The organism is Pseudomonas sp. Root569 (assembly GCF_001427465.1).
GTDB lineage: Bacteria > Pseudomonadota > Gammaproteobacteria > Pseudomonadales > Pseudomonadaceae > Aquipseudomonas > Aquipseudomonas synxantha.
Window position 1 is genome coordinate 202,160 of record NZ_LMGQ01000007.1, and the last position, 14,009, is coordinate 216,168.

Below are 14,009 nucleotides of genomic sequence, written 5' to 3' on the forward strand. Positions count from 1 at the left end.
GCAACCTCAATGCCCCGCCAGGGCAATCGGCGCCGGATGGGCCAGCCCGCCCCGGCACTTGAGCACCCGCACTTGCGCGGGCCGGGCCTCAACCGCCAGGCGCAATGCCGCGGGCGATGCATTGACCGCCTCACTCAAGGAGCGCCAGGCAAACGCCAGGGTCTGGCCGGTTTCCGCCGCGACTTGCAAACGCCGCAAGGCCCGGTCATCGGCCTTGCGCGGCCAGCACAGCACCGCACCACAACTGCCCGAACGCAGGCATTGTTCCACCGCCCACAATGCGTCGCGCTCCTCGGCCTGGATGATGGAAAGCTTGCGCACATCCACCCCGGCGTTCTGCCAGGCGTGGGGGTACGGCCTATAGGGCGGCGCCACCAGCACAATGCGCTCGCCCAGAGCCGACAAGCGCGCCAGGGTCGGCAGTACCAACTGCAACTCGCCCACACCGTCCTTGGCCATCAGGATTTCACTCAAGGCCGCTTCCGGCCAGCCGCCACTGGGCAGCACCGCATCCAGCGCCGCCAGCCCCGTAGGGTGCACGCTGGCCGGTGGCGCGGCGGGCCGGCCCTTCCAGACTCGCCCGCCATTGAACAGCGAGTCCAGGGCAACCACGGCGCCCATCAGCCTTGCCTCACCAGGCCGCAGAACACCCCTTCGATGGCCAGGTCCTGATCGGGTCCGACCACGATGGGTTGATACGCCGGATTACGTGGCAACAGGCGAACCCGGTCGCCGCTGCGCTCGAAACGCTTGATAGTGACTTCACCGTCCAGGCGCGCCACCACAATCTGCCCGTTCAAGGCTTCGACGCTGCGGCGCACGCCCACCAGGTCGCCGTCGAGAATGCCGTCTTCGATCATCGAATCGCCCTGCACTCGCAGTAGGTAGTCGGGGGTTTTCGCGAAGGTGGCAGGGTCCAGTTGCAAGCGGCTGTGCACTTCGGCATCGGCCCCAATGGGCCGGCCTGCGGCCACTCGCCCCAGCACCGGCACATCCAGCCACTCGGGACGCTCGGGTTGATTAAGCAGGCGAATACCACGGGCCTGGTTGGGGTTGACCTCGATAAAGCCAGCTTCGGTCAGGGCCACCACATGCTTGCGGGCGACGCTGCGCGAGGCGAAGCCGAACGCCTCGGCGATCTCGGCGAGGCTGGGAGGCTGGCCTTGTTGCGCGATGCGGTCGCGGATAAAGGTCAGGATGGCGGTACGGCGGGGGGTCAGATTCGTCATGGAGTACATTTGTACTCTTATGGGAAATTTCTGACAATTACCGTCAGTCGGGGTTGAGATTAGCGAGGTGGTTGCGCGACTCTGATCTGGGAGCTTGATTTCATAACGGTCTGATTGACTGCACCCGGTAAAAAATGTGGGAGGGGGCTTGCTCCCGATGGCGGTGGGTCGGTCCTAGATGCGTTGCCTGATACTCCCTCATCGGGAGCAAGCCCCCTCCCACATTGGATCGCAGGTGCGTCAGTGGGATCATCGGCGGCTGTCGGGCCGCTGCGCGAGCAAGCTCCCTCACCAGCCTTCTTTCAGCATCTTCAGTTCAAGGTGCTGCAACAACATGATCGTCTTGCCATCCACAATATCCCCACTCTGCACCATCTCCAGTGCCTGCTCGAAGCCCAGTTCAAGCACCTCGATATCCTCACCCTCCTCCGCCAGGCCACCGCCCGCCCCCACCCGATCCCCTGGCTGGTACTCTCCCATGAAGAAGTGAATCCGCTCAGTCACCGAGCCGGGGCTCATGAACGCCGCGTAGATTTTCTCCACATACCCCACGCGATACCCGGTCTCTTCCTCGGCTTCCAGGCGAATGCGTTCTTCAGGGCTGGCGTTATCCAGCAACCCGGCCGCCGCTTCGATCAGGTAGCCGGGGTAGTCGTTGACGAACGTGGGCATGCGGAACTGACGGATCAACAGCACCGTGCGTTGCCCGCGGTTGTACAGCAGGATCGTCGCGCCGTTGCCGCGGTCATACACCTCGCGGGTCTGGGCTTGCCAGCTGCCATCCCGGCGACGCAGGTCGAAGCTGTATTTTTTCAAGAGGTACCAGCTGTCCGATAGGGTTTCTTCGGCGGTGATGCGAACGGGGCTGTTGTCCATGGTGGGGCCTATGCAGGTGGGAACAGGTTCAGTGGCGATGGCTGCCGTTGAGCCGACCACCCTATCAACCTGCGCCGGGATTGTTCAATGCTGTAACACTTTGCTCTGCTACAACCGTCGCATTAATGCCTGCGCGCTCGGGCCATCTGGTAAAACCCGTGCTTCGCTTTTGTCCTGGAGCTTTCATGTCTTCTCGCTTTATCGCCCGCCTGGGCCTGCGCTGGCTGCCCCTGCTGTGCATGGCTGTGCTGATCGTCGGCCTACCCGTCGGCTGCGCCGTGCTGCAGCACAAGGAACGCGAACTGGTGTTTCGCATCGAGCCGGGGACCGCCGGCTGGTACACCGGCCTGCCCAAGGCCGTGCAGGAATTCGAACTCAGGCCCGCCAGTTTCAAATCGGGGCAGAACATCCATGGCTGGTGGTACCCGGCTGCGAACAAAGATGCGCCGGCCATCCTCTACCTGCACGGGGTACGCTGGAACCTCACAGGCCAGCTGTTTCGCATCGAGCAATTGCATGCCCTGGGCTTCTCGGTATTGGCCATCGACTATCGCGGCTTCGGCCAAAGCCACGGCGACCTGCCTTCGGAAACCACCGTGTACGAGGATGCACGCATCGCCTGGGAGCGCTTCCAGACCCTGCAACCGGACCCGGGCAAGCGCCTGATCTACGGGCATTCCCTGGGTGGCGCGGTGGCCATCGACCTGGCCGCCGAACTGGGCAAGCAGGTACCGCTGCCGGTACGTGGGCTGGTGATCGAATCCACGTTCACCTCCCTGGCGGATGTGGCCACAGCCGTCAGTAACACGTCGTTACCGGTGCGCTGGTTGCTGTCGCAGAAGTTCGATTCCATCGACAAGATTGCCGACATCCACATGCCGTTGCTGGTGGTTCATGGCCTCGACGACCGCTACGTGCCACCGCGTTTCAGCCAGCAATTGTTTGAAGCCGCCCAGCAACCAAAGCACCTGTTGCTGGTGCCGGGTGCCAGCCATAACAACAGCATGAGCCTGGCCGGGCGTAGTTATGGCCAGGCGCTGGACAAGCTGATGCACACCAAGATGCCCGACCCGGTGGTGACTCATTCCACAGCGCGCGACAACGCGTCATAAACAGGCTTTTCGGCACTGGGTTCGCGCTTGGCTGTCAAGCGCAAACCCTGCCCATACTGGCCCGAAACAGAAGTTGATCAAATAATGACCTGCATTGAAATCGCCAACGCTGCCGGGCCTTCGTAAAGTTATCCACAGAGATACCCACGGTTTTCGTGGACAACTCTTTTTATTTTTTTACGATTTTTTTGCTCAGGCAACACATTCAGGAAAGCTCCCGGGCAGCAAAATCTCGCGGTTCACATCACGTATATCGTTATAGCCACACAGCGCCATCGACACGTCCAACTCTCGGGCAATGATATCCAGCGCCTTGGTCACGCCCGCCTCACCCATCGCTCCCAGGCCATACAAGTGCGGGCGACCGATCATGGTGCCCTTGGCCCCCAGGGCGATGGCCTTGAGTACGTCCTGGCCGGAGCGAATGCCCCCGTCGAGCCACACTTCAATGCGCTTGCCCACGGCCTCGACGATCGCCGGCAGTTGGCTGATGCTCGACGGCGCGCCATCCAGCTGACGACCGCCGTGGTTGCTTACCACCAGCGCATCGGCGCCGGAATCGGCCGCCAGCCGCGCATCTTCCACATCGAGGATGCCCTTGATGATCAACTTGCCGCCCCAGCATTTCTTGATCCACGCCACATCGTCCCAACTCAGGCGCGGGTCGAATTGCTGGGCGGTCCAAGACGACAGCGAACTCATGTCGGCCACGCCCTTCACATGCCCGACAATATTGCCGAAGCCACGGCGCTGGGTGCCGAGCATGCCCATCACCCAGCGTGGTTTGGTCATCATGTTGAGGATATTCGGCAGGGTCAGCTTGGGCGGTGCCGACAGGCCATTGATCAAGTCCTTGTGGCGTTGCCCAAGAATTTGCAGATCAAGGGTCAGCACCAGCGCATCCACCCCCGCGGCCTTGGCACGCTCGATCAACCGCTCGATAAACCCGCGGTCGCGCATTACATACAGCTGGAACCAGAACGGCTGGCCGACATGCTCGGCGATGTCTTCCAGGGAGCAGATGCTCATGGTCGACAAGGTATAACGCAGCCCGAATGCGGCAGCGGCACGGGCGGTGAGGATCTCGCCATCGGCATGCTGCATGCCCGCCAGGCCGGTGGGCGCCAGGGCCACGGGCATGGCCATGTCCTGGCCGATCATCGTAGCGCGGATCGAACGCTCATCGATATTGCGCGCCACCCGTTGGCGGAACTGGATGCGCGCAAAATCACGCTCATTGGCGCGATAGGTGCTCTCAGTCCAGGAGCCTGAATCGGCGTAGTCGTAGAACATCCGTGGCACGCGTTTTTGCGCCAGCTTGCGTAAGTCTTCGATGGTTGTGATCAACGACATCGGGTCACCTCTCCCTGAACTGAGGCAAGAGATTAACCGGCGATCGGCTGCGCAGCCAACCACCGGCTCGCAACCAACGTTTTATTGGCTAAGAGGTGCAGCGTGCGGCATAACCAGATGTTCGCTGTTCACCATCAAAAGAGCGTCCATCACCGCATGGCCGCTGGCCGTATTATCGAAGATGCACCAAGTGGGAACACCCGCCGCAGCCGACGCCTCCAACAGCCGCGCATAGGCCTGCACACGCTGCGGGCCGTAGGCGCTGTGATAAATGCGCGGCGAGCCGTGCAGGCGCCAATATTGCACGCCTTGCCAGCCGGCGCCCGGGTCGATGACGGCCGGGTCGGCGTTTACCCGGCCTATCTGCATGTCCAGCAACATGGCCTCGGCGTCAAGCCAACTGGGGTGACGCGGCTCCAGCACCACGGCGCCGGCAAAACGCTGGCGCAGTGCAGTGAAAAAACCTGTGGCCAACGCTGGTTCATAGCGCAACGAAGGCGGCAGTTGTACCAGCAGGCAGCCCAGCTTCTGCTCCAGATGCAGGCACTGTTCAAGAAACTCATCCAGCGCGGTAGCGCACCCTTGCAAGCGCAGTTCATGGGTAATGCGCTTGGGCACCTTGACCGAGAAACGAAATACCGACGGCACCGACTGCGCCCAGCGTGCATAGGTCTTGGGCAGGTGCGGATGGTAAAACGAACTGTTGATTTCCACCGCGTTGAAGCGCGAGGCATAGCGCTGCAAGTGAGTGCCCTCTTCGGCAAAGGCCGCCCAGTGCTCGCGCGGCAGGCTCCACCCCGCACATCCCACATACACAGGTGCCGTCAAAACAGCACCTTGGCTGCATCGCGCATGAAAATCTCGATGGTCTTGGGCCCGACCCCGTCAAACTCGCCGAGGCGCTGTTCGAAGGCGTGACGGTTCTCGCTGGCGTGTTTGATCTGGGTGATCTTGCCCGCGTACTCGGCATTCAATTTGGCACTCAGGTCCAGCAGGCGCTGGGCGGTGGTTTCGTCGTAGCGTACGTAGTGGGCACGCCCCAACATCGAAACCAGCTCACGGGAGGTGCAATGCTGCAGCTTGCGCGCAGTATCGCGGCCCTCCTCTTCGATAATCACCCGATACGCCTGGGCCGCAATCGGCGCCTGGATACGCTTGCCCATCAGGAAGCTGGCGATAAACCATTTAAACAGGCTGGCGTCATCGTCAGGCGTGAGTTCGATGCCCAGTTCAAACGCCGTGATCGACTTGGCCATGCTCAGTGGCCCAGCTTGCGCTCAGCCTTGTCGGCCTGCTCATTGATGGCGTCAGTCTGGCGCTCGGTTTCCTTGATCGACGTCGGGGTCAGGACCTTGTCGACGGTTTCTGTCTTTGGGTCCGGATGCTCAAGGGTCTGCCCCTTGGCGGGTTTTGCGGCTCCTTTCTGGGCGTCTTCGGAGCTGATGGGATTGGGGGTTTTGTCGGCAGTCTTGGGGTCAGTCACGGTGTATCTCCTGGCAGATGCGAGCCTGCGAAAATTGGCAGGCACTTATGCAGAAGAGCCCGACGAAATTCGATAGTTCAAGGAAATTGCCCTCGTCACCGCTGGCGAAAAAAACGCAAAAAAAATTTAAACCTTTTGCGCGGCCGCCGGCTCAACACTCAGGTAACGACATCACGTCATCCATAAGGAGATGCACCATGACTAGCAAGCTGATGAAACAGATGGGCCTGACCTTCGCACTGGCTGCGGGTTCGATTTCCGTTGCCATGGCGGCGACCTCCAATGACTTCGTCGACAAGGCCGCCCAGAGTGGTATCACCGAAGTCGAGGCCGGCAAGCTCGCCCTGCAAAAAAGCAGTTCGGCTGACGTGAAGACCTTCGCTCAGCACATGGTCGACGACCACACCAAGGCCAACCAGGAACTGATGGCACTGGCCAAGAAACATGATCTTGAAGTGCCGGATGATGCCGCGCTCATGGACAAGGCCAAGAAAGCCATTCTCGAGATGCGCGACGAATCCTTCGACAAGGCCTATGCCAACAACCAGGTCAATGCCCATGAAGAAGCCGTCGAACTGTTCAAGAAAGAATCGACTTCCTCGGACAACGCCGAGCTGAAGGCTTTTGCCAGCGAGAAGCTGCCGACCCTGGAAAAACACCTGAAAATGGCCAAGGAGCTGCAAAGCAAATACGCCAAGTAATTCACTCACCCACACAGGAGATATCCGCTCATGAGTGCGCAACTCAACGGTAAGAAAATCCTGATCATCACCTCCAATACCGGCATCGAGCGCGACGAGCTGCTCAAACCCTTGGAAGCCCTGCGGGGCTACGGCGCCACCGTGACCCACGCTTCCAGCAAAGGCGGCACCACCCAGACCTTTGTCGGCGATACCGAAAAGGACGGCACCGTGGAGTCCGACGTGCAATTGTCGGATGTGGTCAGCGGCAACTTCGATGCGCTGGTCATTCCGGGCGGCACGGTGAATGCAGATACCTTGCGCCAGGACGCAGCAGCGCTGCGCTTGATCAAGGACTTTGCCGACGCCGGTAAAACCATCGCGGCCATCTGTCACGGGCCATGGGCTCTGATCGATGCTGGCGTGGTCAAGGGCAAGACCCTGACTTCCTATAAAAGCGTGCGCATCGACCTTGAAAACGCAGGTGCTGCGGGTGTGGTCGATGCCGAGGTCAAGGAGTGCAAGGCCAACGGCTGGACCTTGATCACCTCACGTACGCCGGACGACTTGCCGGCGTTCAACGAGGCGATTGCCAAGGCTGTCGCCGGCTGATCACGAGATAAAAATCTCCAGGACGCTGGAGATCCAAATGTGGGAGGGGGCTTGCTCCCGATAGCGGTGTTTCAGTCAACTTATGTGTAGCTGACTCACCGCCATCGGGAGCAAGCCCCCTCTCACATTTGGCCCGGGGCAGCATTGTGCAATCCTGCGGGAGCCCGACCATGCAAGCTGCACGAAAGCCAATCATTGCTTAACTTATAAATAATTGATTTTAAACATAAATATTCAGAAGAAAAAGTTGGTACGCCTGATGCAATAGCCTTAATACGAGGCGTGCATTTCGACACGCCCGTCCACTACCGTGAGGTTCTACATGAATGCCATCGACCTTCTCAAAGCCGACCACGAGCGCGTGAAGACCCTGCTGACCCAATTGAGTGAATCCACCGAGCGCGGGGTTAAAAAGCGTACCGAGTTGCTGGCCAAGCTCGAGATGGAAATCACCCTGCACACCCAGCTCGAAGAGGAAATCCTCTACCCCGCTTTCCGCAAAGCCGGCGGCAAGGAGCAGGACATCATGTACCACGAAGCCAAGGAAGAGCACCGCACCGTCGACACACTGGTGCTGCCCGACCTGAAGCAGACCGACCCATCGTCCACCGAGTTTTCCGGGCGGGTCAAAGTGGTCAAGGAGTTGCTTGAGCACCACATCGAAGAGGAAGAAACCGAAATGTTCCCCCAGGCCAAGAAACTGCTGGGCAAGGCGGTGCTAGACGAACTGGGCGCCGAAATGGAAGCGATGAAAGCGGCCTATAAAAAGGCGCACGCCAGCAAACCGTTGGCTGCCTGAGGGCCTGGCCCAAGTGCTCAGCCATGGCGGCAGAAGCAATCACAGGCGCCCGATCCGATAGCGTCTGCGTGCTGTGGCTTTTCTACCGCTATCACAACAATGCCCCGTATCTTGCGATACGGGGCATTGTTAAACACACTACCTGTTGGCATGCAGCCAACCCTGCACCTCAGTCTTTACGCGCTGAGGCCATCTCGCGCTTGGGCCCGAACAGCGCCCACACAATCAAGCCCAGCAACGGCACGAAGATCAGGATCACCAGCCACAGCCCCTTGGTCTCCCAGCCACCAGTGCTGCGTAATACGACGTTGATTGCCCACAACTCCGCCAGCAGCAGAACCACCGCCAATACGATCCAGATATAGTCTACTTGCATGAATCACCTCCTGAGGTCTATGCATTAGGTCAAGTATCTGGCCTGAGGGTTCCATCCAATTTAAACCTGAGTGCCCCAGCGCCTGACGGATTACACCTTGATATCGATTTGCAAGTCGCCCGCCGTGTCATCCGCCACGGACAGGCTGGCCAAAGGATCGGGATGCCCTTCGGCTTTACGACCTACACTTTTTTCGATACCCGGCTTTTGATAAACCCCGATGCCAATGCCACCGGTCAACTCGGCAATACCGGGCACGCCTTCGGAGGTGTTCATGTGTGAGCGGCCGACCCAGACGACCGACTTGCCCCCCAGTTCATTTTTCAGCACTTGCTTGGCACCGTAATAGTTCACTTCGTCAAGACGTTGCCTGGACAATGCCATACGCTCGGGGGAAGCTCTGGGGGAGTGTTGACAGGCCGTCGAAATAACCTGGGGCGTCTGCGTGCCGGGTCAAATAGCGATGTTCAAGGGGCATGACCTCGATGCCATATTTCTCAGCGGCCGCCAGTACCTCTTCGTAAAGCCTGACCCTTTCTGGATTGCCGTGCCTGAGCGCTCTGTCATAGTTAAGCCCATACTCATCCAGTGAGATACCTTCCATGAAGATAGCTTCGACTTGCCCTTCCTTGAGCGTCGGCATGGCGTCACGTATCACTATCAGGGAGGCGATTTCATCGTGATTATCGCCAAAGACCAATACGTCGGTTTGCTCTAAGGCCTTGGCGACCAATTCATTAGGTGTCTCACCGGCGATCTCGGGAATTGTGGGCCGTTGTATACCACCACCTTGGACGAAATCTTGAAGGTGACCGTTTTTTTCGAGTGTGAATTTCTGCCGGGTGAACTTGATCCTATCCGGTGTGAAATGGTCGGGAATCAGTGCTCCATTGGTTTGCTTGCTCGTTACGTATTCATCCATAGGCAAAGGGACCCTGGCGGCGGGTTTCGCCGGGCGGGCGCTTCTGCTCAGTGGGTTGTGCCGCACGCCCTCCGTCCTGCTGGCAACACGCAGGATGGGCGACTGCGGAATCAATGTATTGCTTGAGGAAAACGTCATGGGCGGGCCATAAGGTTTTTGCGTCAGCGCATCGTAGGCATACCATTGCCCATTGTGTTGCACAGCAGAGCCCTGCACCGCTTGCTCGTCGATCTTGAAGGTGCCGAGTGCCGCAGCGTCGTAGCGGTTGCTCGCCGCGCGCAGTGCGTCGCGCCCCGTCGTACCCTTGAGGGTTCGCAGGCCGTTGCTGGCGGTAGTGCCGGCCTCGTAAAGCACCTTTCCCGCACCCATCACCACGTCACCCACGCCTTCGAGTGGGTTGAGCTCCTTGAGCAACGGCGGCACCATGATCTTGGTCACCTTGAGCGCCTTGCCCAGCGCCGACCCAGTACTGCTCAAGGCTCTTCCAGCCTTGGCCGCGGCGCCGAATCCTGCGGTGATAAAACCGAAGATATCAAAGGCCACATCGTTGATCCCTTCGCTGTAGTTACCGTCCCTGAAATTGACAATGGCCGAGCGAAACGGAATCAGGTCAAGGAAGGCATCCCTCAAAGTGTGGGTCTGTTCGGCGCGCTGCTCGGAGGACGTGGTACCTGCCGCGGCTTTGCGGATGGCGGGGTTGTCGAGATCCAGCGCCTTGACGATCGAGTCAGCGATATGGTGGGCACGCGGGTTGACGAACATGTATGGCGCAGACGCTGTAGACGCTTGTTCTTCATCGAGGCGGTCGCGTTTGTAGCTGTCGGTATTCACCCAAGTCAGCGCCGGATTGAACGGCAGGTAGCTGGCGAACGTACGCAGCCCTTCCACGGTTTTACTTTTATCTATGTCGGGGAAGAACTCCTCGACCTTGCTGACTTCGTCCGCCACGTATTCCGGGTCGCGTGGCACAGGCCTGTTGCCGATATTCCTGATAACGCCTTTTTCCGTATCAAATTCATACTTGGAAAGCGTGCTGCCGTTTTGCGCCGTGACCAGTATTTTTGGGCTGGTGTGGAATAACGTCGGTCCGACAAAAGGGAGCGTACTGATCCTGTAGCTTTTCTCCTGGTAATACTTGAGTTGCCCGGTACTGAGGTTCTTCTTGTCTTCAGGCGACAGGTTGGTCAATGCATTGATGACCGACAGCTTCTTGATTTGTTTATGATTGTCCGTAGCCACTGAGAAGGCTTTATCGAAGGTTTCCTGAATATTGAACGCCGGGCTTTTGGTAAAGGCGACAAACGCCTTGAGGTCAACTCCCTCAGTGCCTTTCTTGATACTCCAGCGGCTGTCCATCTGCACCTGTTCCATGACGATATCCAGCATGGAATAAGGCTTGCCGGGCTTGGGAGGAAAGGTATCGGATAGCCTGGAAAACACCTTGTCCTCGAAAGATACGGTGTCGCCAAAGGTCTGCTTGAGCAAGTCCATGGCCATCTGCCGACGATCGGGCATCACCGTGTCCTGCAAGGCCGAGCCCTCTTGGAGGGTCGCTTGCTGATGCATAAACGCCGCATGAACCCTATCGATATCGGCCTGGGTATAAAGCGCGTCGTCCTTGGCATCGAGCAGGTTATTGGCCACTCCCCAGTCCACCAGCGCTGCCCTTTGTGCCGCCTCGGGGGCGGCGCCCAAGCCAGCCGCGTTGACCATCACTTCGGCAAAGTTGTTCCCCGTGCCTGCGGCGGCCACCGCGATGCACAGATTCGCCCAGGCCTGGCTGCCGTAAAGCACCGTGTCGGGAATATCCTTGACCAGGAACTGCGGCGCTGCCCGCATCAACAGCGCATGCGCCGCCGTCTGGGCCAGAGCCGGTGAAACCCGTTCGGTATCGATCAAATGCTGGCGCAGGCCTTCGACAACCACCGAGGGCGGCTGGAACGCATATTGAGGCGCCGCCAGGTCGAAACCGGCCACCCGATTGCGCCCAGGCGTGGTGATCGACTCCGGATCCAGCGCCAGCTGGATCGCAGCCAGGGTGTAGTCATTGACGCTGGTGTCCGTGGCGATGCCATTCAACTTGGCTTGTGCGGCCCGGCCCAGCGCCTGCCCCTCGCTGGAAGTGACCAAGGTTTCGAGCACCTTGACCGGGTCTTCCAGTGCCGCGCCCGACAGTTGCACATGCCGGTTCAAATAGTCCAGCAAACCCTGTGCCGCGGGCTCTTGAGCTGAATCCGAAGCTTGGCTTGCCTGTTCAATCGCGGTTGCCCGAAGCACCTGCTGCTCGCTGGCACTCAAGGGTATCGGCCAGGACAAGGCGCCGCCGAAGTTGCCGAACGGGTGCTGCCGGGCACGCCCCGCCACGGTGCGTGCCAGCGCCAGCAACTCGCTTTGGGTCGTGGGCAAAGGCAGCCCGTTTTCAACCATGAAGGCTTCCAGGGTCACCGCCTTTCCAGGCTCCAGGATGTAGGGCACATGCTGGGCCGAGCCCGGGGCCACATTCATCGGCGCGCTTTTCAACACCGCCGCCACCTCCCGCGGTGTAGCCGTTTCCGGCAGGCGCTGGGCAGCCAGGGCAAGTTGTTGTGCCAGGTATTGCCAGTTTTTCTGGTTCTCCACGTGTTGGCCCAGCGCCTGGCGCGCATCCAGGCTATCCAGGCGCTCCAGCAGGCGTTCATTGCGAGCCCACAGCGCATCGCTGCCGTCGAAATGGGGCGCCAGGTCAGCTCCTTGCTCCAGCCCCTCCAGCAGTTGCTGTACACCTGCGGCAATCACGTCGTTGTGCAGTGGCGCCAAGGCCTGGCTCAATTGGTTTTCCCAGCCAGACTTGAGGCTGTGCTGAGTCGCCAGGGGCAGGCTGTGCTTGAACTGCTGCGCGGCGTCTGGGTCGTCGGCGATACGCCGGCGAACCCTCTGCAAGGCCTGCGCCGGGGTATTGAATACCTCGAAGCCATCACGCGGGGTATACAACACCGTAAGGCCTTGTTGATCCCCAGGCTGCAAGGTCCGGTCGGCGTCGGGGCTGTCATACCGACGCGTCGGTGACGACCCATCGTCGCGAGTGATCAGGAAGCTGCCCGCCATCAGCGTGCCGTCAGGCATGGGTGTATCGAGCTTGAGCGGGTAGACCCCAGGCCGTTCGCCATCCGGTATGGCGCGTTCACGCTCGGCCAGGGTGGGATGTTCGAACGCGGTATCGATCAGCGCCTTGGCGGCCAATGACAACGTGCCGTCCTCTACAAGCAGCGCGGCCAGGGTCGAAAGCATTTGCCGATGAATGGCCAACAGCTGGTTTTGCGCGGGCTCAGGGTTGACCTCCCCCGGGCGCGCTTCAGTCCAGAACCGCGAAGGGCTCAACGGCGACGGTTCTTCAGAGGCTTGGCCTGGTTGTTCCGCCGGCGAGTCGGTGCGGGTTGGCTGCCTGTCCATCAGGCCCTGGATTTGCTGGTTGAGGGCCTGGTACTCGTTGAGCAGCAGGCGTTGGTCGGTGATCTGCAGCCCGCTTAGCAGGCCTGAACGATTGGCGCGTACGGGCGCAATCCCCTCCACCTCCGCAAGGGTCGATGCGTGCAACGACAGAGGGCTGAGGGGGGGTGAAATAAACTCCAGGCGCGGACGATGGCTGGCGATAGCAGTGGACATTCGAGTGTTCTCAGATGAGTGAGGCCATTCGTCCCTGATGACAATCGGTGTAGTGATCTTCCTTAACGTGCCTCGCCTGGGTGAGATCTTTGCACTGCCAGGTTCCAGTAAATCCTGTGAGCAAAGATGAACAGATCGATACCCGTCGCTGGAAACGCGACTTCGGATCCGCCTGAACAGCCGTGGGTCCCATTACCGCTGCAAGAAGCCCCGGGGGTCGAACACCTGGAGGTGACGAACGCCTGGGGCGGCGGCTCGGCTATATGGTGGTGGTAAGTCACGTTGCGTACGGTCAAGCCACGAGGGTCGATGACCGTCAGCGACAGGGTGTTGTGATGCAAGGAAGTCATGCACTCAGACCCGGCGAACCTTGCCCAGCATACGCCGCAACACCCGGGTATCGCCTCGCAGCGCGTGGAGGATCACCGCACCGATGTGACCGACAATCAACACCAGCATCGCCCACCCCAGTTCGCTATGGAAATCCCGGCCCAGGTCGATCATCCACTGCACTTTCTCACCCTCGAACCCCTGCATGATGGTCAGGCCAAATGCCGAGAATTCCCGCCCGGAACCGTACTGGCGCAGCAGCCCGATAGTCGGGATCAGGAACATCAACGCATACAGTGCGCCATGCCCGAATGACGCCAGGCGGTTGACGCTCGGCGGACGGTTGTGGCGCTGCAGCAGGTTCCAGCCGGCCCGTAGTATCAGCAGCACCAGCAATAGCAGGCCCGCGGGCTTGTGGTAGGGCCATAGCAGTTTGTCCAGCGCAGAATCGGACGCCAGGTAATGGGCCACTGCCGTGCAATAGCTCCAGGTGAACACCAGAGCCATCAGCCAATGCAGTGTTCGGCTGACAGCATCGTAGTGATCATCAGGGGAACGGGGTGTCTCGAAAGTATCCTTCATCGCGGCCTCTTTT

General features: G+C 59.8%; 15 protein-coding genes. 4 read left to right on the plus strand and 11 right to left on the minus strand.

All coding sequences use genetic code 11. From position 1 onward, the window contains the following. Positions 1–6: 6 nt before the first annotated feature. The 3 genes from imuA to ASD70_RS08900 form a co-directional block, all read right to left on the minus strand. Positions 7–621, minus strand: coding sequence for a translesion DNA synthesis-associated protein ImuA (gene imuA / locus ASD70_RS08890; RefSeq protein ID WP_056846232.1), 615 nt, complete (start codon positions 619–621; stop codon positions 7–9). After that, positions 621–1,238 carry a transcriptional repressor LexA gene (gene lexA, locus ASD70_RS08895; protein WP_056846233.1) on the minus strand — a complete coding sequence of 206 codons (618 nt, stop codon included), beginning with the start codon at positions 1,236–1,238 and terminating at the stop codon, positions 621–623. Before lexA ends, imuA begins: the two co-directional genes overlap by 1 nt. A 279-nt stretch (positions 1,239–1,517) precedes the next feature. Further along, positions 1,518–2,105 carry an NUDIX domain-containing protein gene (locus ASD70_RS08900; protein WP_046068519.1) on the minus strand — a complete coding sequence of 196 codons (588 nt, stop codon included), beginning with the start codon at positions 2,103–2,105 and terminating at the stop codon, positions 1,518–1,520. Between the two features lie 185 nt (positions 2,106–2,290). On the opposite strand from ASD70_RS08900, the gene ASD70_RS08905 reads away from it, so the two are divergent. After that, positions 2,291–3,217: an alpha/beta hydrolase gene (locus ASD70_RS08905; RefSeq protein WP_046068520.1), complete on the plus strand. Its 927-nt coding sequence runs from the start codon at positions 2,291–2,293 to the stop codon at positions 3,215–3,217. 192 nt (positions 3,218–3,409) lie between these two features. Here ASD70_RS08905 and ASD70_RS08910 read toward each other — a convergent pair whose 3' ends face one another. The 4 genes from ASD70_RS08910 to ASD70_RS08925 form a co-directional block, all read right to left on the minus strand. Then, positions 3,410–4,570, minus strand: coding sequence for an alpha-hydroxy acid oxidase (locus ASD70_RS08910; protein WP_056846234.1), 1,161 nt, complete (start codon positions 4,568–4,570; stop codon positions 3,410–3,412). An 81-nt stretch (positions 4,571–4,651) separates the two neighbouring features. Next, entirely contained in the window at positions 4,652–5,398 is a 747-nt protein-coding gene (locus ASD70_RS08915) for a DUF72 domain-containing protein (RefSeq protein ID WP_236708698.1), read from the minus strand. Continuing rightward, complete coding sequence (locus ASD70_RS08920; protein WP_056846235.1) at positions 5,395–5,826, minus strand: hypothetical protein; 432 nt, start codon at positions 5,824–5,826, stop codon at positions 5,395–5,397. Before ASD70_RS08920 ends, ASD70_RS08915 begins: the two co-directional genes overlap by 4 nt. 2 nt (positions 5,827–5,828) lie before the next feature. Then, positions 5,829–6,053: a hypothetical protein gene (locus ASD70_RS08925; RefSeq protein ID WP_056846236.1), complete on the minus strand. Its 225-nt coding sequence runs from the start codon at positions 6,051–6,053 to the stop codon at positions 5,829–5,831. A gap of 197 nt (positions 6,054–6,250) precedes the next feature. Between ASD70_RS08925 and ASD70_RS08930 the strand changes: the two genes are divergently transcribed. From ASD70_RS08930 to ASD70_RS08940, 3 genes are all read left to right on the plus strand, one after another. Next, a complete protein-coding gene (locus ASD70_RS08930; protein ID WP_043050416.1) occupies positions 6,251–6,754 on the plus strand; it encodes a DUF4142 domain-containing protein in 504 nt (167 codons plus the stop codon). A gap of 30 nt (positions 6,755–6,784) precedes the next feature. After that, on the plus strand, positions 6,785–7,345 hold the full coding sequence (locus tag ASD70_RS08935) for a type 1 glutamine amidotransferase domain-containing protein (protein WP_046068524.1): 561 nt from the start codon (positions 6,785–6,787) through the stop codon (positions 7,343–7,345). A gap of 322 nt (positions 7,346–7,667) precedes the next feature. Beyond that, on the plus strand, positions 7,668–8,144 hold the full coding sequence (locus ASD70_RS08940) for a hemerythrin domain-containing protein (RefSeq protein WP_056846237.1): 477 nt from the start codon (positions 7,668–7,670) through the stop codon (positions 8,142–8,144). Between the two features lie 169 nt (positions 8,145–8,313). On the opposite strand, the gene ASD70_RS08945 is transcribed toward ASD70_RS08940, so the two are convergent. The 4 genes from ASD70_RS08945 to ASD70_RS08960 form a co-directional block, all read right to left on the minus strand. Beyond that, complete coding sequence (locus ASD70_RS08945) at positions 8,314–8,520, minus strand: hypothetical protein (protein ID WP_046068526.1); 207 nt, start codon at positions 8,518–8,520, stop codon at positions 8,314–8,316. Between the two features lie 90 nt (positions 8,521–8,610). Further along, a complete protein-coding gene (locus tag ASD70_RS29345; protein WP_236708699.1) occupies positions 8,611–8,898 on the minus strand; it encodes a hypothetical protein in 288 nt (95 codons plus the stop codon). Beyond that, the gene (locus ASD70_RS08955) at positions 8,879–13,084 is read right to left on the minus strand and encodes a hypothetical protein (protein WP_056846239.1); all 4,206 of its coding nucleotides are present in this window, start codon (positions 13,082–13,084) and stop codon (positions 8,879–8,881) included. The genes ASD70_RS29345 and ASD70_RS08955 overlap by 20 nt, the downstream gene beginning before the upstream one ends. A gap of 354 nt (positions 13,085–13,438) precedes the next feature. After that, on the minus strand, positions 13,439–13,996 hold the full coding sequence (locus ASD70_RS08960; RefSeq protein ID WP_056846240.1) for a cytochrome b: 558 nt from the start codon (positions 13,994–13,996) through the stop codon (positions 13,439–13,441). Between the last annotated feature and the right edge of the window lie 13 nt (positions 13,997–14,009).

Excerpts from the sequence above, each read along its gene's own strand:
- imuA (WP_056846232.1), bottom strand. The coding sequence starts at position 621 with ATGGGCGCCGTGGTTGCCCTGGACTCGCTGTTCAATGGCGGGCGAGTC.
- lexA (WP_056846233.1), bottom strand. The coding sequence starts at position 1,238 with ATGTACTCCATGACGAATCTGACCCCCCGCCGTACCGCCATCCTGACC.
- ASD70_RS08900 (WP_046068519.1), bottom strand. The coding sequence starts at position 2,105 with ATGGACAACAGCCCCGTTCGCATCACCGCCGAAGAAACCCTATCGGAC.
- ASD70_RS08905 (WP_046068520.1), top strand. The coding sequence starts at position 2,291 with ATGTCTTCTCGCTTTATCGCCCGCCTGGGCCTGCGCTGGCTGCCCCTG.
- ASD70_RS08910 (WP_056846234.1), bottom strand. The coding sequence starts at position 4,570 with ATGTCGTTGATCACAACCATCGAAGACTTACGCAAGCTGGCGCAAAAA.
- ASD70_RS08920 (WP_056846235.1), bottom strand. The coding sequence starts at position 5,826 with ATGGCCAAGTCGATCACGGCGTTTGAACTGGGCATCGAACTCACGCCT.
- ASD70_RS08930 (WP_043050416.1), top strand. The coding sequence starts at position 6,251 with ATGACTAGCAAGCTGATGAAACAGATGGGCCTGACCTTCGCACTGGCT.
- ASD70_RS08935 (WP_046068524.1), top strand. The coding sequence starts at position 6,785 with ATGAGTGCGCAACTCAACGGTAAGAAAATCCTGATCATCACCTCCAAT.
- ASD70_RS08940 (WP_056846237.1), top strand. The coding sequence starts at position 7,668 with ATGAATGCCATCGACCTTCTCAAAGCCGACCACGAGCGCGTGAAGACC.
- ASD70_RS08945 (WP_046068526.1), bottom strand. The coding sequence starts at position 8,520 with ATGCAAGTAGACTATATCTGGATCGTATTGGCGGTGGTTCTGCTGCTG.
- ASD70_RS08955 (WP_056846239.1), bottom strand. The coding sequence starts at position 13,084 with ATGTCCACTGCTATCGCCAGCCATCGTCCGCGCCTGGAGTTTATTTCA.
- ASD70_RS08960 (WP_056846240.1), bottom strand. The coding sequence starts at position 13,996 with ATGAAGGATACTTTCGAGACACCCCGTTCCCCTGATGATCACTACGAT.